Source organism: Streptomyces sp. NPDC102462 (genome assembly GCF_044765425.1).
Classification (GTDB): Bacteria; Actinomycetota; Actinomycetes; order Streptomycetales; family Streptomycetaceae; genus Streptomyces.
Map to the genome: position 1 here is coordinate 47,138 of NZ_JBIWKB010000049.1, position 23,278 is coordinate 70,415.

At 72.7% G+C, this 23,278-nt stretch carries 20 protein-coding genes and 1 pseudogene; 16 read left to right on the forward strand and 5 right to left on the reverse strand.

Going from position 1 to position 23,278, the window contains the following annotated elements; all coding sequences use genetic code 11:
- Positions 1-310 (reverse strand): annotated as a pseudogene (locus ACIRFL_RS32375) (hypothetical protein); the annotation flags it as partial.
- Positions 311-985: 675 nt separating this feature from the next.
- Between ACIRFL_RS32375 and ACIRFL_RS32380 the strand changes: the two are divergent.
- Positions 986-1,798 (forward strand): hypothetical protein, encoded by an 813-nt coding sequence (locus tag ACIRFL_RS32380; protein WP_404035443.1) that lies wholly within the window; start codon positions 986-988, stop codon positions 1,796-1,798.
- Positions 1,795-2,979, forward strand: a complete 1,185-nt coding sequence (mycP, locus tag ACIRFL_RS32385) for a type VII secretion-associated serine protease mycosin (RefSeq protein ID WP_404035446.1) — start codon at positions 1,795-1,797, stop codon at positions 2,977-2,979. The genes ACIRFL_RS32380 and mycP overlap by 4 nt, the downstream gene beginning before the upstream one ends.
- 11 nt (positions 2,980-2,990) lie before the next feature.
- Here mycP and ACIRFL_RS32390 read toward each other — a convergent pair whose 3' ends face one another.
- Complete coding sequence (locus ACIRFL_RS32390; RefSeq protein WP_404035449.1) at positions 2,991-4,013, reverse strand: serine hydrolase; 1,023 nt, start codon at positions 4,011-4,013, stop codon at positions 2,991-2,993.
- 150 nt (positions 4,014-4,163) lie between these two features.
- Between ACIRFL_RS32390 and ACIRFL_RS32395 the strand changes: the two genes are divergently transcribed.
- Positions 4,164-4,895 (forward strand): SseB family protein, encoded by a 732-nt coding sequence (locus ACIRFL_RS32395; RefSeq protein ID WP_404035452.1) that lies wholly within the window; start codon positions 4,164-4,166, stop codon positions 4,893-4,895.
- Between the two features lie 114 nt (positions 4,896-5,009).
- On the opposite strand, the gene ACIRFL_RS32400 is transcribed toward ACIRFL_RS32395, so the two are convergent.
- On the reverse strand, positions 5,010-5,378 hold the full coding sequence (locus ACIRFL_RS32400) for a DUF1844 domain-containing protein (protein ID WP_404035455.1): 369 nt from the start codon (positions 5,376-5,378) through the stop codon (positions 5,010-5,012).
- Between the two features lie 379 nt (positions 5,379-5,757).
- Here ACIRFL_RS32400 and infC point away from each other — a divergent pair, with 379 nt between their 5' ends.
- The 10 genes from infC (at position 5,758) to ACIRFL_RS32450 (ending at position 16,967) form a co-directional block, all read left to right on the forward strand.
- Positions 5,758-6,414, forward strand: coding sequence for a translation initiation factor IF-3 (infC, locus tag ACIRFL_RS32405; protein WP_351730220.1), 657 nt, complete (start codon positions 5,758-5,760; stop codon positions 6,412-6,414).
- Between the two features lie 110 nt (positions 6,415-6,524).
- Positions 6,525-6,719 carry a 50S ribosomal protein L35 gene (rpmI, locus tag ACIRFL_RS32410; protein WP_121888283.1) on the forward strand — a complete coding sequence of 65 codons (195 nt, stop codon included), beginning with the start codon at positions 6,525-6,527 and terminating at the stop codon, positions 6,717-6,719.
- Between the two features lie 101 nt (positions 6,720-6,820).
- Positions 6,821-7,204: a 50S ribosomal protein L20 gene (rplT, locus tag ACIRFL_RS32415; RefSeq protein ID WP_006141703.1), complete on the forward strand. Its 384-nt coding sequence runs from the start codon at positions 6,821-6,823 to the stop codon at positions 7,202-7,204.
- Positions 7,205-7,499: 295 nt separating this feature from the next.
- A complete protein-coding gene (locus ACIRFL_RS32420; RefSeq protein ID WP_404035502.1) occupies positions 7,500-8,360 on the forward strand; it encodes a TrmH family RNA methyltransferase in 861 nt (286 codons plus the stop codon).
- 91 nt (positions 8,361-8,451) lie between these two features.
- A complete protein-coding gene (locus ACIRFL_RS32425; RefSeq protein ID WP_404035459.1) occupies positions 8,452-9,588 on the forward strand; it encodes an ATP-binding protein in 1,137 nt (378 codons plus the stop codon).
- Between the two features lie 170 nt (positions 9,589-9,758).
- Positions 9,759-10,883 carry a phenylalanine--tRNA ligase subunit alpha gene (gene pheS / locus ACIRFL_RS32430; RefSeq protein WP_404035462.1) on the forward strand — a complete coding sequence of 375 codons (1,125 nt, stop codon included), beginning with the start codon at positions 9,759-9,761 and terminating at the stop codon, positions 10,881-10,883.
- Positions 10,883-13,453: a phenylalanine--tRNA ligase subunit beta gene (pheT, locus tag ACIRFL_RS32435; RefSeq protein ID WP_404035465.1), complete on the forward strand. Its 2,571-nt coding sequence runs from the start codon at positions 10,883-10,885 to the stop codon at positions 13,451-13,453. Before pheS ends, pheT begins: the two co-directional genes overlap by 1 nt.
- Positions 13,454-13,725: 272 nt before the next feature.
- Positions 13,726-14,832 carry a PP2C family protein-serine/threonine phosphatase gene (locus tag ACIRFL_RS32440; protein WP_404035468.1) on the forward strand — a complete coding sequence of 369 codons (1,107 nt, stop codon included), beginning with the start codon at positions 13,726-13,728 and terminating at the stop codon, positions 14,830-14,832.
- 206 nt (positions 14,833-15,038) lie between these two features.
- On the forward strand, positions 15,039-16,379 hold the full coding sequence (locus ACIRFL_RS32445; protein ID WP_404035471.1) for a transcriptional regulator: 1,341 nt from the start codon (positions 15,039-15,041) through the stop codon (positions 16,377-16,379).
- Between the two features lie 57 nt (positions 16,380-16,436).
- Positions 16,437-16,967, forward strand: coding sequence for an NUDIX hydrolase (locus ACIRFL_RS32450; RefSeq protein ID WP_404035474.1), 531 nt, complete (start codon positions 16,437-16,439; stop codon positions 16,965-16,967).
- Here the strand turns inward: ACIRFL_RS32450 and ACIRFL_RS32455 are convergent, their stop codons facing one another.
- Positions 16,968-17,225, reverse strand: coding sequence for a hypothetical protein (locus ACIRFL_RS32455; RefSeq protein ID WP_404035478.1), 258 nt, complete (start codon positions 17,223-17,225; stop codon positions 16,968-16,970).
- 450 nt (positions 17,226-17,675) lie between these two features.
- Here ACIRFL_RS32455 and ACIRFL_RS32460 point away from each other — a divergent pair, with 450 nt between their 5' ends.
- Positions 17,676-18,383: a Crp/Fnr family transcriptional regulator gene (locus tag ACIRFL_RS32460; RefSeq protein ID WP_404035481.1), complete on the forward strand. Its 708-nt coding sequence runs from the start codon at positions 17,676-17,678 to the stop codon at positions 18,381-18,383.
- Between the two features lie 11 nt (positions 18,384-18,394).
- Here the strand turns inward: ACIRFL_RS32460 and ACIRFL_RS32465 are convergent, their stop codons facing one another.
- Positions 18,395-18,913 carry a Pycsar system effector family protein gene (locus ACIRFL_RS32465; RefSeq protein WP_404035484.1) on the reverse strand — a complete coding sequence of 173 codons (519 nt, stop codon included), beginning with the start codon at positions 18,911-18,913 and terminating at the stop codon, positions 18,395-18,397.
- A 276-nt stretch (positions 18,914-19,189) separates the two neighbouring features.
- Between ACIRFL_RS32465 and ACIRFL_RS32470 the strand changes: the two genes are divergently transcribed.
- Together ACIRFL_RS32470 and ACIRFL_RS32475 are read left to right on the forward strand one after the other, a co-directional pair.
- Positions 19,190-20,011, forward strand: coding sequence for a hypothetical protein (locus ACIRFL_RS32470; protein ID WP_404035487.1), 822 nt, complete (start codon positions 19,190-19,192; stop codon positions 20,009-20,011).
- 35 nt (positions 20,012-20,046) lie between these two features.
- Positions 20,047-23,278: hypothetical protein (locus tag ACIRFL_RS32475; RefSeq protein WP_404035489.1), on the forward strand; the 3,232-nt coding region annotated here is incomplete at its 3' end.

Here is a 23,278-nt window from a genome sequence, read left to right on the forward strand (position 1 = left end):
TGCGGGGCGTGGTGCCAGCTCGGGCGGCGGCGCGCGTGTGGGCGCGGGTGGGGTCGCAGGCGGCGGTGCCACCACGGGTGTCGGCGGGAATGCGGGGCGTGGTGCCAGCTCGGGCGGCGGCGCGCGTGTGGGCGCGGGTGGGGTCGCAGGCGGCGGTGCCACCACGGGTGTCGGCGGGAATGCGGGTGGCGGTGCCTTCGCCGGTGGTGCTGGGGATGTGGGTGGCGGTGCTGACACGGGCGTCGGCCGGAATGGGGGTAGTGGTGCGGGTGGGGTGAGTTCCGGGGAGACCGGGGCTGCGTCCGGCCACGCCTCGCCTGCTGCCGGGCCCTCGGTCACGTCGTCCGGGGCTGCCGATCCCGTGTCCTCGCCACCGCCTCCGCCCGCCTCCGCCCGCTTTCCGGACGTGCCGCCGACCGCGGGGTCCGGTCCGCGGCGCGACGGGACCTCCGGCAAGCCGTCGACCGGTGGGAGGGGTTTCTTCGCGCGACGGTCCGGCGTTCCGCCGCGGCCCGGGCACCGGCCCCTGGTGCCACCCCTGCCGTCCGGCCCTCCCGGCGAAGCACCCTCGGGGAGAACAGCCCGGCCACGCCCGCCGGTGCCGCCCGGGCACGAGCCCGGCCCGAACGGCGTCCCGGGCCCCCTGCCACAGCCCTCCGCCGAGCGGCCCTCCCCACCCGCCCCCGCACCCCCGCGCCCCGGCTCCGCCGCCGAGCAACCCTCGCCCACCACTTGGCCCGGCTCCGCCGCCGCGCAGCCCCAGCCCACCACTCGGCCCGAGCCCGGTGCCGTGCCGCCTCAGGCCACTACTCGGTCCGGGCCCGGTGCCGGGGATGCCTCGTTCGGTGGGGCGGACTTTGTGGTCGGGGGGCAGGGCGGGGTTTGGCGGCCGGGGGCGTTCCCGGGGCGGGGGGAAGCCGGGGTCGACCCCGACCCGGCGTTGTCGTGGAGCGCGTACGGGCCGCCAGGCGGCGAGCGGCCCGTCGTGTCGTTCGGACAGCCCGAGGGCTACGACGACCGGGCGCGGCCCCGCCCGCTGGGCGCGCGGCTGCGCCCCCGCACCGCCGCTGCCGCCGCCTGCCTGGTGCTCGGCCTCGGCCTCATCGGCGGTGCCGTGACAGGGAGTTGGCTCACCGGAGACGCCGGCGCCGCGGGCGGCACGAGCGGTTTCGCCGCGGCCGGCGACCTGTGGCACAGCGTGCCGGTGGACGACCTGTTCCCGCCCACCGTCGAGGGCAAGGGCGCAGGACCCGGCGGAGCCGACCGGACCTGGACCCGGATCGCCGTCGCCCCGGACAGCGGCTGCGCGCACGCCTTCGACCCGCTGCTGCGCGGGCTCCTCGCCCCGCTCGGCTGCGAACGGCTGCTGCGGGCCACGTACACGGACGCCACCCAGAGCCACCTCACCACCGTCGGCCTGCTGTTCACCAAGGCCGACGCCGCCGCCATGTCCGCCCTCGCCGCCCGCTTCAAGGACGAGCGCCTGGACCGCCGCACCGATCTGCTGCCCCGCCCGTACGCCGCGAAGGACACCGCCGCCGCGGGCTTCGGCGACGAGCAGCGCGCCTCATGGACCATCTCGGTGCTCACCGACGCCCCCGTCGTCGCCTACGCCGTCTCCGGCTGGGCCGACGGCCGCAGCGTCGACGCGCCCCAGCCCGCCGCGGACGCCCAGCGGTCCGGCGCCACCACCGCCCCCGCACAGGCGGGCCTCGGCCAGGAGGCCCAGGGCCTCGCCGACCGCATCGAACGACGCCTGCGGCAGACCGTCAGCCCGGCCACGGAGAAGCCCTCATGAGGCGACCGAAGGGCGGCCACCGCCCGAGCACCACCGGCACGGCACTGAGCCTCCTGCTCGCCGGTTCACTCGCCCTCCTGCCGTCCACCGTCGCGCACGCCGACGGCATACGCGCCCAGCAGTGGGCCCTGTCCGCCCTGCACGCCGAGGAGGTCTGGCGCACCACCAAGGGCAAGGGCGTCACCGTCGCCGTCCTGGACACCGGAGTCGACGCCGAGCACCCCGACCTCGCCGGCAACGTCCTGCCCACCAAGGACTTCGTCGGCTTCGGGGCCAGGGCAGGCGACGCCGCCTGGGCCAAGCACGGCACGGCCATGGCCGGCATCATCGCGGCGCACGGCCACGGACCGGGCAACGCCGACGGCGTCATGGGCATCGCGCCCGAGGCGAAGATCCTGCCCGTCCGGGTGATCCTTGAGGACGACGACTCGGCCCGGGCCAAGGCCCGCTCCACCCGCGGCAACGCGCTCGCGGAGGGCATCCGCTGGGCCGCCGACCACGGCGCCGACGTCATCAACCTCTCGCTCGGCGACGACTCCGACTCCGCGCACCCGGAGCCGACCGAGGACGAGGCCGTGCAGTACGCCCTGAAGAAGGGCGTGGTCGTCGTCGCCTCCGCCGGGAACGGCGGCGACAAGGGCGACCACATCTCCTACCCGGCCGCCTACCCGGGCGTGATCGCCGCGACCGCCGTCGACCGCTACGGCACCCGCGCCGGCTTCTCCACCCGCCGCTGGTACGCCACGGTCAGCGCGCCCGGCGTCGACGTCGTCATCGCCGACCCGGACCGCAGGTACTACGAGGGCTGGGGGACCAGCGCCGCCTCCGCCTTCGTCTCGGGCGCCGTCGCGCTCGTCAAGGCGGCCCACCCGGGCCTGACCCCGGCCCAGATCAAGCGGCTCCTGGAGGAGACCGCCCGGGACGCGCCGAGCGGCGGCCGGGACGACTCGCGCGGCTTCGGCTTCATCGACCCCGCCGCCGCGATCGCCGCGGCCGGCCGGCTCAAGCCGCAGGGGCTGCGTTCGGCGGCCTACGGCGAGAAGTACTTCGGGCCGGGCCCGGACGCCGCCGAACGGGCCGGAGACCCCGCGGACTGGGCGGGCCCCCTCGCGGGCAGCGCCGGCGGGGTACTCCTGGTCGCCGCGGTGGTCCTGTGGCGCGGCAGACGCACCACGGACTGACTGACCCCGGATCACTCCGTCGGTGCCGTGGGCGAGGTCGCCGTTGCCGGGGTGGCCGCGGGCGGTGTCGTCGTGGTCTGCCCCGTGGTGAACGCCGACAGGGCGGCCCGGGCCGCGGTCTCGACCAGGTCGATGCCGCGCGCCTTGGACGAGGTGCCCTTCGAGAGCACGGCCACCAGGTAGGCGGTGCCGTCCACCGTGACCCGCCCGATGCTGTTCACGTCCCACAGCCCGGTCGTGCTGCGCGCCAACCAGCCGTTCTTCAGGGCGCACCCGGCGCCGTCGGCCGCCGCCGAGACACCCCACCGCTGGTCGGTCTCGACGGACTCCATCAGCCCCTGGAGATAGCGGCGCGACGCCTCGCTCAGCTCCGAGTCGTCCCCGAACACCTGGTGCAGCAGGGTGAGTTGATCGGCCGCCGTGGTCTGGGTCAGCCCCCACAGCGGGCCGTCGCCGCCGGTCGTGTCCGTGAGCCCGAGGCGCTCGTTCGCCGCGTCGAGCCCGGCCGCGCCGCCGATGCCCTGCCACAGGGCCGTCGCCGAGTCGTTGTCGCTGTTCTCGATCATTTTCGTGGCGTACGACCGCTCCGCGGCGGTCAGCCGCCGTCCCGCGTCCTGCGCCTGGAGCAGCAGCGCCGCCAGGATGTCGACCTTCACGATGCTCGCCGTGTCGAAGGCCGCGTCGCCATGGACGGCGCGCTCGCCCGAGTCCAGGTCGAGCACCGCCGCCGACACCCGCGCGCCCGACGGGACGGTCACCGCCGCCATCGCCGTGCTCAGCAGCGCGCTCCGGTCCACCGTCGGCTCCGTCACCGGCCGCACCGATTCCTCCTCGCCCGCCGGGGCCGGGGAGGAGGCCGACGGCGACGCCGCCGAGGATACGTCCCCGCCGCCGGAGTGCGCCCGCGCCTTCACGTACACCGTCCCGCCGGCCATCACCCCCACGACGGCGAGCACCGCGAGCGCGGCGCGTGCCCGCGGACGGCGGCCACGGGGACGGGACCGGCGGCGCCGGCGGGTTCTGGGGGACTCCATGCCGGCGATGCTCGGGGCGCCGGCTGTGCGGGCCGTGAGCAGCGGGTAAGAAGCTCGTCAGCGAAATCTGAGAGTCCGGTGAAATCCGTGACCGTGGGGTTTCGGGCCCCGCACAGGCCCAGCAGCATCCCCCCGATAGGGTCGGGGACCGTGGCGAAGAAGAACATTCCCGACCCCGGCTTCTCCGACGACGACGGGTCCGCCGACCCCCGGCTGAGCGCGGCGCTCGCCGCCTGGGCCGAGGACCGCACCGCCGTGGGCCCGGTCCTGGAGGCGCTGAAGGGTGCCCGGCTGCTCGTCCCGGTGGTGGCCGTCCTCGGCGAGGTGGAGGAGGACGAGCGGGGGCTGCGCCGCGAGAAGACCAGCGACATGGCCGTGCCGACCCTGCGGGCCGGTTCCCGCACCGCCCTGCCCGCCTTCACCTCCACGGCGTCGCTGGCCCGCTGGGACCCGGCCGCCCGCCCCGTCGCCGTACCCCTGCACCAGGCGTTGCAGGCCGCCGCGCACGAGAAGGCCGACACGGTCGTCCTGGACATGTCCGGTCCGGTGCCCTTCGAACTGACCGGTCCCGCACTGCTCGCGCTGGCCGAGGGGCGTACGACGACCGACCCGCTGGCCGACCCCGCCGTGCGGGAGGCGGTGCGGACCGCGGTGGCCGCCGAGCCCGCCGTGCTGCGCGCGCACCTCGGTCCCGGCCGGGCCGACGGCACGCTCGCCCTCGTCCTCGATCCGGCGGCGCGGCCCGCCGAGGCCGCCCGCGCCGTCGCGGGCCGGCTCGCCGCCGACGAGACACTGCGGGCCCGCCTGGTGCAGGGCCTCGACCTGGCGCTGCTGCCGGCCGGGACCACGCCCCCGGGCGAGCCCTTGTACGCACGCGGCTGACCCGCGCCGCGACGGGGTCCCCCTGTTCGAGCGGAGCCGAGAACCCGGGGGAGCGACCGGCCGCGACGGTGCCGCGGACGACCGACGGCACGGCGCGGCACGATCAGCGCAGGCTCAGCCGTACACGGGTCCGGTGTACTTCTCGCCGGGGCCCTGGCCGGGCTCGTCCGGGACGATCGACGCCTCGCGGAACGCCAGCTGGAGCGACTTCAGGCCGTCGCGCAGCGGCGCCGCGTGGAAGGAGCTGATCTCGGTCGCGCCGGCGTCCAGCAGACCGGCGAGGGCCGTCACCAGCTTGCGGGCCTCGTCCAGGTCCTTGTACTTGTCGCCCTCCTCGGTCAGCCCGAGCTTCACGGCGGCGGCGCTCATCAGGTTGACGGCGACCGTCACGATCACCTCGACCGCGGGGACCTCGGCGATGTCGCGCGCCATCGCGTCGAAGTCGGGCTGCCCGGCGGGGCCGGTGGGGGAGGTCTCACTCATGCGGGACACGATAGGCGCCGCACCGTACAAGACCCCAGTCGGCCTCGGTTCGCCGTCCCGCCCCCGAGCTGCTAGCCTTGAGTAACGACCGGCTGGACACCACTGTGTCCGGCCCACAAGTGGAGGCTCCGATCTCCCACCTGACCGCCTTCCGGGGCGGCGGGTCTCCGGTCAGGCGGCAGCCATCGTTCCCTGCGGGCGGTGGAGTCGCCCGAAAGCGCGCCCCGCGGTCACCGTGGCGGTGCTCCGGTAGTGCGAGGAGCCCCGCCTGTGATCGTCCGGGGCATTTTTTCTGCTTCGGCGCGGTTAGGTCTCAGGAGAAAACAGACGTTACGCGGCTGTCCGCCAGACCGTCGCGTGGTGCTACCGAGGAGGATCCATCAGCGCCGAGCCCCGCATCAACGACCGGATTCGCGTTCCCGAGGTGCGACTTGTCGGTCCCAGTGGCGAGCAGGTCGGCATTGTGCCGCTCGCGAAGGCACTGGAGCTTGCGCAGGAGTACGACCTGGACCTGGTCGAGGTCGCGGCGAACGCCCGTCCGCCCGTGTGCAAGCTCATGGACTACGGGAAGTTCAAGTACGAGTCGGCCATGAAGGCCCGTGAGGCGCGCAAGAACCAGGCGCACACGGTCATCAAGGAGATGAAGCTCCGGCCGAAGATCGACCCGCACGACTACGACACCAAGAAGGGTCACGTCGTCCGGTTCCTCAAGCAGGGCGACAAGGTCAAGATCACGATCATGTTCCGTGGTCGCGAGCAGTCCCGCCCCGAGCTGGGCTACCGGCTGCTGCAGCGGCTCGCGGAGGACGTCCAGGACCTCGGCTTCGTCGAGTCCAACCCGAAGCAGGACGGCCGCAACATGATCATGGTCCTCGGTCCGCACAAGAAGAAGACCGAGGCGATGGCCGAGGCCCGTCAGGCGCAGGAGGCCCGCAAGGCGTCCGCGAAGGCCCACCCGGGCCGCTCGCAGAACGCCGCGGACCCCGACAGCGCCGTGGACGCCGAGGCCCCTGCAGAGGCTTCCGCCGAGGTGTGACCCCGGGGGACGCGTGTCCCCAGGACGTAACCGAAACAAGAGCGACGCTCCACCGTGCCCGGTTCTCGCGACCGGGCACCGGAGCGCCACCGACGAGGAGAAACGGCGCTATGCCGAAGAACAAGACGCACAGCGGTGCCAGCAAGCGCTTCAAGATCACCGGCTCCGGCAAGGTGCTCCGTGAGCGCTCCGGCAAGCGCCACCTGCTTGAGCACAAGTCGTCCCGTGTGACGCGTCGCCTCACCGGCAACGCCGAGATGGCCCCGGGCGACGCCAAGAAGATCAAGAAGCTTCTCGGCAAGTGACGCACGGGCGCTCACAGCCGAGCGCCCCGCGCCAGGACCGGGACCCAGCCGTTTCCGGGTCGTGTGAGTACCACCACGGCCCCGCTACAAGGAGTTAACAAGTGGCACGCGTCAAGCGGGCAGTCAACGCCCACAAGAAGCGCCGGGCGATCCTCGAACAGGCCTCCGGCTACCGCGGTCAGCGGTCGCGCCTGTACCGCAAGGCCAAGGAGCAGGTCACCCACTCGCTGGTCTACAACTACAACGACCGCAAGAAGCGCAAGGGCGACTTCCGTCAGCTGTGGATCCAGCGGATCAACGCCGCGGCCCGCGCCAACGGCATCACCTACAACCGCTTCATCCAGGGTCTGAAGGCCGCGAACGTCGAGGTCGACCGCAAGATCCTGGCCGAGCTTGCGGTCAACGACGCGAACGCGTTCGCCGCCCTCGTCGAGGTCGCGCAGAAGGCGCTGCCTTCGGACGTGAACGCGCCCAAGGCCGCCTGACGCTGCGCTGGCCTCAGCCGCGTACGGTGACTTAAGGACCCGCAGGCTTTATGGCTTGCGGGTCCTGTTGTTGGGCTCCTTGGCCGTCGTCCGGGTGCGGGTCGGTGGGGGCTGGGCGCGCAGTTCCCCGCGCCCCTTGGGGGACTGCGGTGCCGTCGGCTTCGAGGTGCCCGGGGGAACGCCGCTCGGTGACACACTCCTGTCGGGTGCGGGTCGGTGGGGGCTGGGCGCGCAGGTCCCCGCGCCCCTCTGCGGAACACCGCTTGTTGACACACTGCTGAAGGTGAAGAAGAGGATGCCGTCCGCTGGTCCTGAGTTGATTTCTGCCCGGTCCGGTCGTGTTTCGGCTGCCCGGCGGCTGGCGCGGCGGAACTTCCGGGGCAAGGAGCGGCTGTTCCTCGCCGAGGGGCCGCAGGCCGTGCGGGAGGCGGCCGGGCACCGGGCCGGCGCCGCCCCCACCCTCGTAGAACTGTTCGTCACCGTCGAGGCCGCCGAGCGGTACGCCGACATCGTGGGCGCGGCCCGCGCCGCGGACGCCCGGGTGCACCTCGCCGCCGACGAGGTCATCGCCGACATCTCCACCACCGTCACCCCGCAGGGAATGGTCGGTGTCTGCCGATTCCTCGACACCCCCTTCGAGGACATCCTCGCCATCCGGCCCCGGCTCGTCGCCGTCCTCGCGCATGTGCGCGACCCCGGCAACGCCGGCACCGTGCTGCGCTGCGCCGACGCGGCCGGCGCCGAGGCCGTCGTGCTCACCGACGCCTCCGTCGACGTCTACAACCCCAAGGCCGTGCGGGCCTCCGTCGGCTCCCTGTTCCACCTGCCCGTCTGCGTCGGCGTCCCCGTGGAACGGGCCGTCGCCGGGCTCAGGGCCGCCGGGGTGCGCGTCCTCGCCGCCGACGGGGCCGGCCCCGACGACCTCGACGACGAACTCGACAAGGGCACCATGGGCGGGCCCACGGCCTGGGTGTTCGGCAACGAGGCATGGGGGCTGCCCGAGGAGACCCGGGCGCTCGCCGACGCCGTCGTGCGCGTCCCCATCCACGGAAGGGCCGAGAGCCTGAACCTCGCGACCGCGGCGGCCGTATGTCTGTATGCGTCGGCCCGTGCACAGCGCGCCTGCGGAGGGTGCCGCTCCGTCACCGAGAGCTAGTAGGGTGGCCCTGCCTGGGGCTTTCCCCCAAGCTCACGGCTTCGCTGGAGCAGCGAGGTGCCCCACGTCGACTGAGAGGTGGAGTGCGGGGATGAGCGTCGGCACGAGCAGTGCGCCGGGAGGGCGGGATGTGCGGCGGCCGCCCGCGCCCCGGCACGGTTCTCTCGCCGAACGCGGCATCGACCCCGACGAACTGCCCGACGGCCTCGTGATCGCCGACGAACACGGCATCGTCGTCTGCTTCAACGCGGCGGCGGCCCGGATCACCGCCGTACGCCCCGAGGACGCCCTCGGCCGCCGACTGGAGAAGGCCCTGCCGTTAGAAGACCTGGAGGGGCGCCGCTGGTGGCAGCTCACCGACCCCTACGGCGGCCTCTCCATCCGGGTGCGCCAGCCCGAACGCAATCTGCTGCTGCCCGGCGGCCGGGAGGTCCTGGTCTCCGCGCGGTACGTGCGCGGCGAGCCCACCGGCCCCGTCCGCCGAGTCGTCGTCTCGCTGCGCGACACCGAGGCGAGGCGGCGCACGGAACGCAGCCACGCCGAGCTGATCGCCACCGTCGCCCACGAGCTGCGCTCCCCGCTCACCTCCGTGAAGGGCTTCACCGCCACCCTGCTCGCCAAGTGGGAGCGGTTCACCGACGACCAGAAGCGGCTGATGCTGGAGACCGTCGACGCGGACGCCAACCGCGTCACCCGGCTGATCGCCGAACTGCTCGACATCTCCCGCATCGACTCCGGACGGCTGGAGGTGCGCCGCCAGCCCGTCGACATGGGGGCGGCCGTGGGACGCCACATCCAGGCGTACGTCGCCGCGGGACAGCCCGCCGACCGGTTCCTGCTGCGCATCGAGCAGCCGCTGCCCGACCTGTGGGCCGACCCCGACAAGGTCGACCAGGTGCTCAGCAACCTCATCGAAAATGCCGTGCGGCACGGCGAGGGAACCGTCACCATTGACGTCACGCCCGCCGCGTCCCCCCGCGAAGGAGAGGACGCCGGCACGTCGGTCACGGTGAGCGACGAGGGCAGCGGCATCCCGGAGGAGTCCATGAACCGCGTCTTCACCCGCTTCTGGCGGGGCAGCAAGCGCGGCGGCACCGGCCTCGGACTCTATATCGTCAAGGGCATCGTCGAGGCCCACGGCGGCACCATCACGGTCGGCCGGGCCCCCGGCGGCGGCGCCGAGTTCCGATTTACCCTGCCCGTGGGCACCCCGGCACACCTGCTCTGAGCACGCGCCGAGGACCCACGGGCGCATTCTCTTTCCCCGACCCCGTTAGACTCGGCCTTTGGCACCTTTGTGTCCCAAGGAGCGGGACAGCAGTCCCGAGTAACGGTGACGGTTCGTCCACGGGCCGGTGACGGGGACCATCAGCCAGCCAATCGGAAGCACGGGAAGAGATGTCGGCACCCAATAAGTCGTACGACCCTGTCGAGGTCGAGGCGTTGAAACCGGAAGAGATCGAGCGCATGCGGGACGAGGCGCTCGCCGCCTTCGCCGCCGCGGACTCCCTCGACGCGCTCCACGAGGCCAAGGTCGCCCACACCGGCCCCGCCTCCCCGCTGGCCCTCGCCAACCGCGAGATCGGCGCCCTGCCCCCGCACGCCAAGGCCGAGGCCGGCAAGCGCGTCGGCCAGGCCCGCGGCGCCGTGAACAAGGCGCTCGCCGCCCGCCAGGGCGAACTGGAGGCAGAACGCGACGCCCGCGTCCTGGTCGAGGAGTCGGTCGACGTCACGCTGCCGTACGACCGCGTACCGGCCGGCGCCCGGCACCCGCTGACCACCATGATGGAACGCGTCTCCGACGTCTTCGTGTCCATGGGCTACGAGATCGCCGAGGGCCCCGAGGTCGAGGCCGAGTGGTTCAACTTCGACGCGCTGAACTTCACCCCGGACCACCCGGCCCGGCAGATGCAGGACACGTTCTTCGTCCAGGGCCCGGACGGCGACCACGGCGAGTCCGGTGTGATCCTGCGCACCCACACCTCGCCGGTCCAGGTCCGCGCCCTGCTCGACCGTGAGCTGCCCGTCTACATCGTCTGTCCCGGCCGGGTCTACCGCACCGACGAGCTGGACGCCACGCACACCCCGGTCTTCCACCAGATCGAGCTGCTGGCCGTGGACGAGGGCCTGACCATGGCCGACCTCAAGGGCACGCTGGACCACATGGTCCGCTCCCTGTTCGGCGCGGACATGAAGACCCGGCTGCGGCCGAACTACTTCCCGTTCACCGAGCCGTCCGCCGAGATGGACATGCTCTGCTACGTCTGCAAGGGCGAGTCCGTCGGCAACCCCGACCGGCCCTGCCGCACCTGTTCCAGCGAGGGCTGGATCGAGCTGGGCGGCTGCGGCATGGTCAACCCGCGGGTGCTCACCGCCTGCGGCGTCGACCCCGAGAAGTACAGCGGATTCGCCTTCGGGTTCGGCATCGAGCGAATGCTGATGTTCCGCCACAACGTCGAAGACATGCGAGACATGGTCGAGGGTGACGTCCGGTTCACCCGGCCGTTCGGGATGGAGATCTGATGCGGGTCCCGCTTTCTTGGCTGCGGGAGTACGTCGACCTGCCGGCGACGGAGACCGGGCGCGACGTCCAGGAGAAGCTGATCTCGGTCGGCCTTGAGGTGGAGACCGTCGAGCAGTTGGGCGCCGACCTCAAGGGGCCGCTCGTCGTCGGCCAGGTGCTGACCATCGAGGAACTGGAGGGCTTCAAGAAGCCGATCCGGTTCTGCACGGTCGACGTCGGCCAGGCCAACGGCACCGGCGAGCCCCAGGAGATCGTCTGCGGCGCCCGCAACTTCGCGGTCGGCGACAAGGTCGTCGTGGTCCTTCCCGGTGCCGTGCTGCCCGGCGGTTTCGCGATCGCCGCCCGCAAGACCTACGGCAAGGTCTCGCACGGCATGATCTGCTCCAGCGACGAGCTGGGCATGGGCGACTGGGGGTCCCCCCGGACGGAGTCTGGGGGAGGTTCCAAGGGCATCATCGTGCTGCCCCCGGAGCATGAGGTCGGCACCGACGCCATCGAACTGCTCCAGCTGGTCGACGAGGTCCTTGACATCGCGGTGACACCCGACCGCGGCTACTGCCTGTCCCTGCGGGGCGTCGCCCGCGAGACGGCGATCGCCTACGGCCTGCCGCTGCGCGACCCGGCGCTGCTGGACGTGCCCGCCCCGAACGCCTTCGGCTACCCGGTCAAGGTCGCCGACCCGTTCGGCTGCGACCGCTTCACGGCCCGCACCGTGACCGGCCTCGACCCGGAGGCCCGCTCCCCGATCTGGCTCAAGCGGCGCCTCCAGAAGGCCGGCATGCGCCCGATCTCGCTGGCCGTCGACGTCACCAACTACGTGATGCTGGAGCTGGGCCAGCCGCTGCACGCCTACGACCGTTCGCGTGTCCAGGGCACCATCGGGGTGCGCCGGGCCGCGGCGGGCGAGCAGCTGACCACCCTCGACGGCATCACCCGCACCCTCGACGCGCAGGACCTGGTCATCACCGACGACCGCGGTCCGATCGGCCTCGCCGGCGTCATGGGCGGCGCCCACACCGAGATCGACGACACCGACGGCACCACCACCGAAGTCGTCGTCGAGGCCGCGCACTTCGACGCCGTCTCCATCGCGCGCACGGCCCGCCGGCACAAGCTGTCCTCCGAGGCGTCCCGCCGCTTCGAGCGGGGCGTCGACCCGCAGGCCGCGTCCGCCGCGGCCCAGCGCACCGTCGACCTGCTGGTGCTGCTCGCGGGCGGCACCGCGGACGCCGGTGTCACCGAGGTCATCGCGCCGTCCGCGCCGCGCACCCTCACCATCCCGGCCGATCACCCGGACCGGGTCGCGGGCGTCGACTACGGCCGGGAGACGGTCGTCCGCCGGCTCCAGGAGATCGGCTGCGACGTGTACGGGCAGGACGAGCTGATCGTCACCGTGCCGTCCTGGCGGCCCGACCTCACCGACCCGAACGACCTGGCGGAAGAGGTCATCCGCCTGGAGGGCTACGAGAACCTGCCCTCCACCCTGCCCAAGCCCCCGGCGGGCCTCGGCCTGACCGAGCGGCAGCGGCTGCACCGGCGGATCGGCCGCGCGCTGGCCGGCGCCGGCTATGTCGAGGCGCTGAACTACCCGTTCATCGGCGAGCAGATCCTCGACCAGCTCAACCTCGCGGCCGACGACCCCAACCGCCGCGTGGTCACGCTGGTCAACCCGCTCTCCGACGAGGAGCCCGCCCTGCGCACGACGCTGCTGCCGGGCCTGCTCGGCGCGCTGCGCCGCAACGACGGCCGTGGCTCGCACGACCTGGCGCTCTTCGAGACCGGGCTGGTCTTCCACCCCCGGGCCCACGGCGTGGCCGGCACCGGGGAGGCCTCACCGCGCGAGGAACGCACGACCGCCGTCCGGCTGCCCGTCGACCGGCGCCCCACGGACGAGGAGATCGCCTCGCTCACCGAGGCGCTGCCCGAGCAGCCGCGGCACGCCGCCGTCGTCCTCGCCGGCGCCCGCGAGCAGACCGGCTGGTGGGGCAAGGGCCGCCCGGCCGACTGGGCGGACGCCGTCGAGGCCGCGCGGCTGCTCGCCCGCGAGACCGGGACCGAACTGATCGTCCGCAAGGGGCAGTACGGGCCCTGGCACCCGGGCCGCTGCGCCGAACTGGCGGTCGTCGTGGACGGCGCCGAGCGGGTCATCGGGTACGCCGGTGAGCTGCACCCCGGTGTCCTCAAGACGCTCGGACTGCCCGCGCGCAGCTGCGCGATGGAGCTGGACCTGGACGCCCTGGAGCGGGCGGGCGCCGGACTCGTGACGAGCCCGCGCATCTCCACCTTCCCGGTGGCCACCCAGGACGTGGCGCTGGTCGTCGACGAGGGCGTGCCGAGCGCCGACGTCGAGGCCGCGCTGCGCCAGGGAGCGGGTGAACTCCTTGAGTCCATCCGGCTGTTCGACGTCTATGAGAACGCCGAACAGCTCGGGGCGGGCCGGAAGTCGCTGGCGTTCGCGCTGCGGTTCCGCGCGGCGGACCGGACGCTGACGGTGGACGAGGCGTCGGCCGCACGGGACGCGGCGGTTGCCCTCGCGGGCGAGCACACGGGCGCCGTGCTGCGGGCTTAGCCGGGGGCCGTGACGCGCCGTTTTCGTCTGCGGGTGCGTCGTGGTTGCTCGCGCAGTTCCCCGCGCCCCTCTTGGCGTGCTGCCGTTGTTTGTCTGCGGCTTGCGTTGGGTTGCTCGCGCCGTTCCCCGCGCCCCTTTGGGGCGCGGGGCTCACTCGTTTGGGTGGCAGGTGGGGGTGAACTGGGCCTTTTGGGGCGTGTCGTCGACAGAATCGGACCGGCCTTTCGGGGTCGGTCCGTCTGCTCTGGCAGGGCTTCCATGGGGGCATCGGCATGATCCGTCTCAAGGCGCGAGCACCCACGCGGCGCGGTGTGCGTCGCGCCCGCGCCCTGGCACTGCCCACCGTCTGGGGTGGCGCGGCCATCCTGTACAAGCTGGCCTGCCCGCTCGCCCAGCGGACCGGCCTCGGCGCGCGGATCGTCACCTGCGCCGTGTTCTTCGCCGTCGGCACCGGACTCATGATCCACGCCCGTCGGGCCCTGCTGCGTGAGCTGCGGCAGGCCCGCCGGGTCGCAGGCGCCGCGCAGAGCGTGCTGCTGCGCCCTCCGCCCGCCCGCCTCGACGGCCTTCTCCTCGCCGCCGGTCAGCTCTCCGCCGAGCGTGGCGCGGCCATCGGCGGCGACCTGTACGAGGCGATCGCCACCGAACACGGTGTCCGGGTGGTGATGGGGGACGTACGCGGCCACGGTCTGGGCGCCCTGGCCACCGTCGCGGCCGTCCTCGGCAGCTTCCGCGAGGCCGTGCACGACGAGCCGGAACTCGGCAGTGTGCTGCGCCGGCTGGACCGGGCCCTGGACCGGCACCTGCGCGAGCGGGCCCGCGCCGAGCACCCCTCGGCCGCCCGGGATCTTGACACCCCGGTCGCCGAGGAGTTCGTCACGGTGCTCCTGCTGGAGATCCGCCGCGACGGCGAACTACGCGCGCTCAGCTGCGGCCATCCATGGCCGTACCGGCTCGGCGACCACGGTGTGACACCGCTCACCCGCGCCGAACCCCTGCCGCCGCTCGGCCCGTTCCCGCTGCCGCGCGAGGTGGACCCCGCCTTCCGCGGTCGGCTGCTCCCCGGTGAATCCCTGGTCCTGTACACGGACGGAGCGGAGGACGCGCGGGACGCGCGAGGCCGCTTCTTCCCGCTGCGGAACATCCTCACGGAGGCGGCCCGCGACAACCCGGTCTCCCCGCAGACGGTCCTGCGCACGGTCCTCACGTCCCTCCTGCGGCACACCGCGGGCACCCCGGCGGACGACATCGCCGTACTGGTCCTCCGGAACGAGCCGGGAAGGACGAAGTGCGGCGCGTCCCCCAGGGGCGCGGGGAACCGCGCTGCCGACCCGCCACAACCCACCGCGGACAACGCGCCCTTGGCGGCACCGCCCTAGGCCGCACGGTCAGGCCCGCGGCCAGGCCACCGCACTGTACGAGGGGGAGCCGGCGGCCCGGCCGGCCTCTTGCGAGGCATTTCAGTGAACCGGGTGAACACGCTCCGCGACAGTGCGCGTACCGCCCGGATTCGCGCACTCCGTTCACACCCCGTGTGAACCCGTACGCACTACGCTGACCACACCAGGCCACCCGGGGGGCATTCATGCAGCCCAACACTCTGCTCGACGCGATCCTGGACGAGGCCGGCATCTCGCACGCCGGCCTTGCCGCCCATGTCAACCAGGCGGGCCGGGCGCGGGGCCTCGCGCTCCGTTACGAACACACCGCCGTCGCACGGTGGTTGAAGGGCCAGCGGCCCCGCGGCCAGGTGCCCGACCTGATCTGCGAGGTGCTGGCCGCCCGGCTGCACCGGCCCGTCACGCTCGACGACATCGGCCTCGGCGTCCCCGGTGAACCCGCAGGCCCGCACGGCACCTCGCTGTCCGGTTTCGTGGAGCGGGCCACGGCGCTGTGGCGCTCCGACGAACAGCAGCGTCCGCACGTGCTCGGCGCGCCCGCCGTCACCGGCACGCCCGCGGTGATGCCCGTGTGGGAGTGGGAGAACCCGCCCGAGGACGTGGACGTCTCGCGCGGCGGCAGACACCGGGTCACCGCGGGGGACATCGAGATGCTGCGCGCCGCCCGCGCGCACTACGAGCAGATGTACCGCAAGGCCGGCGGCATCGCGACCCGCAGCCGCGTCGTCGGCTTCCTGAACGCCGAGGCGGCGCCGCTGCTGCGCGGCGGCTACACCGACGCGACCGGCCGCCAAGTACACCGGGCCACCGGCGGGTTGGTGGCGATCGCGGGCATCTGCGCCTACGACTCCGACGCGCACGGACTCGCCCAGCGCTACTTCCACCAGGCGCTCAGACTGGCGAAGGCCAGCGGGGACCGGGGACTTGGGGCGTATGTCATCGCGCTCCTGGTCAACCAGGCGCTGTTCGTGCGGGAGTACCGGCAGGCCGTCGCCTTCGCCGAGGCCGCGCTGCGCGCCGCGGGCAAGCACATCACCCCCGCGCTGGCCTCGGACCTGTACGCGATGCAGGCCAAGGCGTACGCACATCTGGGCGATGCCACCAGCGCCCTGTCCTGCATCCGGCGGGCCGAGACGGCCGCCGAACGCATCCGCCGCGGATACGAACCCGACGAGACCGGCTATGTCCAGCCGGGCCTCGTCAACGTGCAGGTGGCCGAGGCACTGCTCAGTCTGGGGGAACTGGCGGCGGCCCGGGAGCATGCCGCTGCCGCCGTGGGCAACCCGGCCCACGACCGGGGCCGGGTGCACCGGCTGGCCATGCTCAGCACCATCGAACTGCGGCAGGGCAATGCGGACACCGCGGTGGCCACGGCGGTGCAGATGGCCGAGCAGGCACGGGGAATGGAGTCCCAGCGGCTGCGCGACCGACTGCGCGCGGTGCGCGAGCACTTGGCCCGCAGCGGCTGCGCCGGAACCGCCGAGGCCGCCGAACTCATCGACGGGGCGCTGCGCGTTCCGCTGTAGGCCAGTCCCAGCCACTGCTGCGATATTGCCACTTACTCGGCGGAAGGTGGCAGAACCGTGCAGTGGACGAAACAGAACGAACAAACTGTGTATGCAAACCGCTGGTTCAGCGTCAATCTGGCAGATGTCGAACTGCCCGACGGCCGGCACCTGGACCACTTCCTGATCCGGCTGCGGCCCGTGGCCGTGGCCACGGTGGTGAACGAGGCCAACGAGGTCCTCCTGCTGTGGCGCCACCGGTTCATCACGGACAGCTGGGGGTGGGAACTCGCGGCGGGAGTCGTGGAGGACGGCGAGGACATCGCCCGCGCGGCCGCCAGGGAACTGGAGGAGGAGACCGGCTGGCGGCCGGGGCCCCTGCACCATCTCATGAGCGTGGAGCCGTCCAACGGCCTCACCGATGCCCGGCACCACGTCTACTGGGCCGACGAGGGCGAGTACGTCGGACACCCCGTGGACGACTTCGAGTCGGACCGCCGGGAATGGGTCCCCCTCAAGCTCGTCCCCGACATGGTCGCCCGCGGAGAGGTCCCGGCCGCCAACATGGCGGCGGCGTTACTCCTCCTGCACCACCTCAGGCTCGCCTGACTAGCGGGCCAGCACCTGCCAGACGGTCACTACGAGGGCTCCGAGGGAGGTGAGCGCGGCTACCGAGGACAGCGGCCAGCGCGCGTGCTCCAACGAGGACATACGGGTGTTCAGCTCGTCCAGCTCCTTGGCGGTCTCCTCGGTGCGATGACTGAGCAGCGCCAGACCTCCCTCGACACGGGCGTAAGCCACGTCGAGGCGGCGCCGTAACTCTGCGAGTTCTCCATGGACCACGGGATGCTTCGGATCGGCGGTCACGGGTCCACTCCTTTCCGTAGTCGAACGGGGGTGTTCCGCATCCCTTGCATGCGCATGAGGAGTCAACTCGCCTGGTGGGCGCGAGGGGAGCGTGTGCGAAGTGCATATGCGGGTCCGGCGCGCACACGGCGTGTGAAACACACGGGCCCGGCCCCGAACCCGGCGCCGGGCCCGTACGCCGTCGCTATGGGTAACCGGCAGCCTACGGTGCCGCCGTCCGCGTTCTTGTCCGCGGTGAGGGTCGGCCCGGTGCCGGCGACCGCACGGCGCCGGCTCCGCCCGTTCGCACCAGCGGACCAACCGGCGGCAGGGACGCGCCTGCTCCCGAAGCGATGCAAGGAGAAACTTGCCCTCCCCGGACGAAGCGGAGGGGACGTCGCCTTCAGGCCTTGTACCGGTAGCATGCCGGGGCGCTTGCGAGGGAACGCGTCGCGGATACGGGGAATACGCATGGGTGTGCCGATCGGATCCGGGCCATGGCCCGCGCGGAGCCTGCTGGGAAGGGTGTCGGACCCGGCCCGGCGTGAGCTGCTCGGCTCGGGGACCCAGGTGCGGTTCGAGGCGGATGCGGTGCTGCTCAGGGAGGGAATGCCCGATCAGCACGTACTTCTGCTGCTGTCCGGTTTCGCCAAGGTCACGGCGACCGTGGAGAACGGTGAGAGTTCGCTTCTCGCGGTCAGGGCCGCCGGGGACACGGTGGGCGAGATGGCCATGATGACCGGGGCCCCACGCTCCGCGACGGTGGTCGCCTGCGGTCCACTGACCGCCCGGGTGCTGCCGAGCGGTGTACTGCGGGAACTGCTGCTGCGCCGCCCCGAGACAGCCATGGCCCTGACCGCCCTCGTCGCCGACCGGCTGCGGTGGGCGAACCAGCGGCGCCTCGACTTCCGTGGATATCAGGCCAAGGAGCGGCTGGCCCGGCTGCTGGTGGAACTGGCTGCGTCCTACGGATCGCCCGGCGCCGAGGGCGTGGTGGTGGGCTGCCGGCTGACTCAGCCGGAGCTGGCCACCCTGGTCGGCGCCGCCGAGACGACCGTCCACAAGGTGCTGCGTGAACTGCGCGGGGAGGGCCTGCTGGAGACCGGCTACCGCTCCACCACCATCCGGGACCTGCCCCGCCTGCGGCAACTCGCCGATCTGGAACCCGAGGTGCCGTAGTCCGGCCGGTGTCAGGCCGTCGTCGACTGCAGAACCACGCCAAGACCCGCGGCCGCGCCCATGACGGCCGTGCATATCAACGCTCTTGTCAGCCAGCGGTACTTGCGTACGGCGACGCGCGCGAGGAACCGTACGGTGCGGGACAGTTCCTGCCGGTCGGCGGCCTCGTCCGGGCGGGTGCCGTCGCAGGGCAGGATGTCGGGCCCCGCCGCCAACTGGACGAAGCTGTACCGGTTGACGTTCGGGTCCCGCAGCAGCCGGGGGCTCAGCGCGGCCGCCAGACTCACGACACCGCCGATCAGGCCGCAGACGAACAAGGCCAGCAGCAACCCGGCGACCACCCCGGCCGCGCCACCCCGTTCCCAGGCGAGCGCGGCCTGATGACTCCACACGCCCGCTGTGCCGACCAGCGCCGCCTGTGCCGCCGCCAGAATGCCGGCCTTTGCGTCCGCGTGCTGGTGGGTCGTGTGCAGCGTGCTGAACATGTACCGCGCGGGGCGGTTGGCGGCTTCCCCTCCGTCGGGCGCCATGGAGACCTCCTGCGAGACTGCGGCGGCGTGTTCCGTCCGCTGAGTCAAGTCAAGGGCGATCGCTGTGTCCGAACCAGTCCTTAATGCGGGTTCCCGAAGGATCCCCGCATTCCGTACTTCCACGGGGTTCTCAGCCGATCACGGGTGTATGACTGCTGTGTCGGCGCCGTACGAGGGGGCGGGCGCCGATCTGCTGTGAATGAACTCCACTGATTCGCAGGGGATTTGGGTAACGGTGCGGCTTCCCACCACGAAGTGCGTGTAGCGAGAGGTGTCATGACAGCGAACCGTGGCGAAGGACGGGGCCGCTCGGGAACGTTCGGGCGCAGGCTCCTACTGGCGGTCGACGCGAAGGGCTATGGCGCCGCCGACGCGGTGACACAGCGTCAATTCCAGGAGGCCATCAGCCGGCTGGTCGACGCGGCGGCGGACGAGGCGGAGCTGCACCGCGCGGACTGGCGCACGCAGGAGGGCGGTGACTCCGTGTTCGCCGTCCTGCCCGAGAGCGCCTGTGAGCCCGCCCTGATCGACCGCTTCATGCCCGCCCTGCACCGAGGACTGCGCGCCTTCAACCAGAACCGGATACCGCAGGCCAGACTCCGGCTCAGAGCCGCCGTCCACTTCGGCCCGGCCTCGCCCGGCGCCAACGGCTTCGTCGGCCGGGCCCCGGTCGAGATCGGGCGGATCCTCGACAGCAGGACCCTGCGCGCCGCTCTGGCGGAGGCACCGGACACCTGTCTGGCCGTCGCCGTGTCGGCCGGCGTCTTCGACGATGTCGTACGCGGCATGCACACGAGCATGTCGCCGGAAGAGTTCCGTCACGCACACGTCGAGGAGAAGGAGTACCGCGGGGAGGCATGGATCTGGGTCCCGGACGCCGGTGCACGGCAGCCCCAGGATCCTGTCGTTCCCCCGGGCGGACGCGACCAGGCCGTGGTGCGCAGCAGGGTGGAGGCGGACGCGGTCGCGGGCGAGGTGACCGGGGTGCGCATGGAGGACGCTCTGATCCGCGTCGAGAGCGACACGAAGGTCGGCCGTGTGGAGCGCGGCGCGACCGTGGTCGGGGTGGACATCCGCGGCGCCGGGGGCACGAGGTGACCGCCCGCGGGGCCCGGCCGAGCCACTTTGAGGATGTGGTCCGGTCCCGTACGGAAGGGGACTTCGTCGAGCGCACGTGGCTGTACGACGAGATCGAGCGGGCTCTGGACTCGGATCGCGGCCAGTACGTCCTGGTGACGGGCGAACCGGGTGCGGGCAAGACCAGCCTGCTCGCCGGAATGGCGCGGGCCCGTCCCGACCGGCAACGCTACTTTTTCCGACGGGACAGCCGGACCGCGCTCACCGGCGGGGACGTCCAGTCCTTCCTCCTGGCCATCGGGCACCAGCTCGCCCGGGCGCGCCCCGAGCTCTTCGAGCTGGAGCACCTCTCCGTCGTGATCAAGCAGCACATCGACTCCGTCGAGGTCGAGGGCCGCGTGGTCGGGATCAGGATCGAGGACCTGAGCGTGTCGCCGTTCCAGCGCACCGCCGCCCTGGAACTGGAACAGCGCATCGGTGACGTGGCGGGCACGGTCAGCGGCGTCGAGATCGGCACGGCCCGGCTGGAGCCCCGCCTGCTGGACCCCGACAACCTCGCGCACCTGGCGTTGATCGGGCCGGCCCGGGTGCTGGCGGCGCAGGATCCCGAGGCCCGCATCGTCATCCTGCTCGACGCGCTGGACGAGATCGCCGACGACGACACGGTGGAGCCGCGCAAGGGGCTGCTGCACTGGCTGGCCCGTTCCCCCGAACTGCCCGAGAACGTCAGATTGGTCATGACCTCCCGACCGCACTCGGGGCTTCGGCTGTTCCGGTCGGCCCGGGAGGAACAGCTCACCGAGGTGGTCATCGACGCCGATTCACCCGAGGTCGTGGCAGACCTGCGCAGCTATGCGGACCGCGTCCTGGAGACGGACGCCGTCCTCGCCATGGAGCGCGCCAAGGGCCAACTCTCCGGCAGCACAAAGCAGTACGCGGTCAAGAGGGCCGCGGGCAACTTCCTGTATCTGGCGACCTACGCACGAGCGCTGACCGACGCCATCGCGCAGCAGGACGACGAACTGGTCGACCGGCTGCTCGCCTTCAGTGGCGTACCGGGCAGTCTGAACGGCCTGTACGGGTTCTTCGTGGAGCTGGCCCGCGAGGCCCTCACGCCGTGGGCCGGGGAGCCGGTCGGCTGGGAGCGGGTGGGGCGGCCGATCGTCGGGGTGCTGACCGTGGCCAGGGAGCCGCTGGCGGAGGACCGGCTGATCGCGCTGTCGGGCGCCCCCGCATCGCAGGAGGCGGCGCAGCGGGTGCTTGAGAGCCTGCGCTGGCTGCTGGACCGCCAAGGCGGCCGGATCGCCTTCTTCCACCCCTCGATCAGTGAGTTCCTCGCCGGCCGGGAAGCCCGGGACAGACATCCGGAATGCTGGGTCGACGAGGCCGAGTGGCACGAGCGGATCGCCGGGAACTACCGCGGTTCCGCGTCGAGTTGGGCGGACGTGGACTGGACGCGGGTGGATCGCTACGGTCTGGCGCACCTCGCCGCCCACGTCCTCAAGGCCGGGCCGCGCAGCTTAGCCGAGGCCGTCGATCTCGTGTGCCCCGGCATGCGCCGAGCCGTCCGCGCCGAATTCGGGGCCGAGAGCAGGTTCCTCGAACTCGTCGACGGCATCGCCCGGCACGTCGCGGACAGCGCACCCGTCAGTGTCGGGCTGCCCGCGCTGACATATCTCGGCGTGGTCCGGCACCGGGTCGCCCACTCCGGCACCACGCCGGTGCCGCGTGCGCTCGGCCTGATGGCCCGGTTGGGCCGCCTCAGGGAAGCACTGGAGCACGCGGCCGGGATGAGGCCCTCCATGGGGCAGTTCACGGCCGTCGCGGAGATCCTTCGGTACGCACGTCCCGGACCCGGCGAGCCTTCGGCCGACGAACTGCGGGATCTTCTGGTCGAGTCCGCGCTGACGGTCCGCGGTGACGGCAGTCGCCGTGACGATGCCGTCCAGGCACGCCGGGCCGCCGAGGTGGCCGCACGGCTGCTGGCACCCCACGATGCCGAGCGCGCGGTGCGGCTGTGGCGGCACGGCCAGGAGAAGCTGGAGGCGAAGTCCCGCCCCGACAACAGCCTGGACGCCGTGTATCGCGCCGCCGCCGGCGGCGAACAGGCCGTCGACAAGGCCCGCGCCCTCATCGACCGGATCGGCGGTGCGCGCTGGGCCGACTACCTGGACCTGGCCGAGCGCGCCGACGACCCCGACGCCTTGGCGCTGCTGTACGAGGCCGAGCGGTGTCTGGTCAGCGCCGGGCCGGGCCCGCATGTCCTGGGCCTGGCGAGACTGGCCGCCGCATGGGCGAGGCATGATCCCGGCACCGGCCGACGGCTCCTGGGCCGGGTGCGCGCACAGGTCTTCTCCGCCGGCGAGGACACGGAACTCCCCGGCCAACTGGTCGCAGCCGCCCGCGTGTTGGCGGACACGGACCACACCACGGCTCGCCTGGTCCTGTCCCGCCTGGACACCGTCGTGAGCAACGGCGCGACCGAAGACGCCGTCCTCGACGGTGCGGGCCTGTGGACGCGGTGGGGGTCGCCCGAGCGCGCGCGGCCGCTGGTCGACCGCTACCTCGCGCAGACGCGCAGCAAGTGGGCGCGGCTCGACGCCATGAAGGCCCTCGGGCAGTCGGACCGCGCGGAGGAACTACGGCTCATCGAGGAGGTCCACGCAGCCGTCACCGGCCGGCCCGACCCGCGGGGCGACGCGCTGCGCAGCGTGCGTTTCGACGGCGCCCTGCTCGGTGTCGTACACCGGATGGCGGAGTACGACCTGGACCGGGCGGCGCGGATGGCCCAAGGCATCCTGCGGACCGTCCCGTTCGACCACTGGCCGTGGCTGGAGCAGGCGGCGCCGCCGGACCACGAGATCTTCGGACTCGACCGGTACTCGGTGCTCGCCGGCATCGGACATCTGCACGTCGCCCGGGGCGAGCACGCCCGGGCGGCGGCGCTTCTGGAGGAGATGCGGAGGGATGCGGAACGTCCCGCGCCGCTGCGCGGCAGTGCCGGTCCCGGTGCCGGCTTCTCCAGTGCGACGTCCGGAGCACGCGAGCCGTCGTCCGGCGACAATCTCTGGAACCAGCTGAACATTGTCGCGGCCCAGGACATGTTCAATCTGAGCGAGGAGTGGGCCGCGTACGTCCGTGAACACTTCTTCCGCAGGCCCGCCGACGTCGTGGGCGCCGGCGGACAACGCGCGCCCCGCCCCCAGGCCCCGCGGGTGGGCCGCGTCGCGGGACCCCCGGGAGACCCGGGCCCGCGACCGGCGGCCCCCCCCCGGCGCGCGCACGCGG

Excerpts from the sequence above, each read along its gene's own strand:
- ACIRFL_RS32465 (WP_404035484.1), bottom strand. The coding sequence starts at position 18,913 with ATGGCGCCCGACGGAGGGGAAGCCGCCAACCGCCCCGCGCGGTACATG.
- mycP (WP_404035446.1), top strand. The coding sequence starts at position 1,795 with ATGAGGCGACCGAAGGGCGGCCACCGCCCGAGCACCACCGGCACGGCA.
- ACIRFL_RS32400 (WP_404035455.1), bottom strand. The coding sequence starts at position 5,378 with ATGAGTGAGACCTCCCCCACCGGCCCCGCCGGGCAGCCCGACTTCGAC.
- pheT (WP_404035465.1), top strand. The coding sequence starts at position 10,883 with ATGCGGGTCCCGCTTTCTTGGCTGCGGGAGTACGTCGACCTGCCGGCG.
- rpmI (WP_121888283.1), top strand. The coding sequence starts at position 6,525 with ATGCCGAAGAACAAGACGCACAGCGGTGCCAGCAAGCGCTTCAAGATC.
- ACIRFL_RS32460 (WP_404035481.1), top strand. The coding sequence starts at position 17,676 with ATGGGTGTGCCGATCGGATCCGGGCCATGGCCCGCGCGGAGCCTGCTG.
- pheS (WP_404035462.1), top strand. The coding sequence starts at position 9,759 with ATGTCGGCACCCAATAAGTCGTACGACCCTGTCGAGGTCGAGGCGTTG.
- ACIRFL_RS32425 (WP_404035459.1), top strand. The coding sequence starts at position 8,452 with ATGAGCGTCGGCACGAGCAGTGCGCCGGGAGGGCGGGATGTGCGGCGG.
- ACIRFL_RS32470 (WP_404035487.1), top strand. The coding sequence starts at position 19,190 with ATGACAGCGAACCGTGGCGAAGGACGGGGCCGCTCGGGAACGTTCGGG.
- ACIRFL_RS32390 (WP_404035449.1), bottom strand. The coding sequence starts at position 4,013 with ATGGAGTCCCCCAGAACCCGCCGGCGCCGCCGGTCCCGTCCCCGTGGC.
- ACIRFL_RS32445 (WP_404035471.1), top strand. The coding sequence starts at position 15,039 with ATGCAGCCCAACACTCTGCTCGACGCGATCCTGGACGAGGCCGGCATC.
- ACIRFL_RS32440 (WP_404035468.1), top strand. The coding sequence starts at position 13,726 with ATGATCCGTCTCAAGGCGCGAGCACCCACGCGGCGCGGTGTGCGTCGC.
- ACIRFL_RS32420 (WP_404035502.1), top strand. The coding sequence starts at position 7,500 with ATGCCGTCCGCTGGTCCTGAGTTGATTTCTGCCCGGTCCGGTCGTGTT.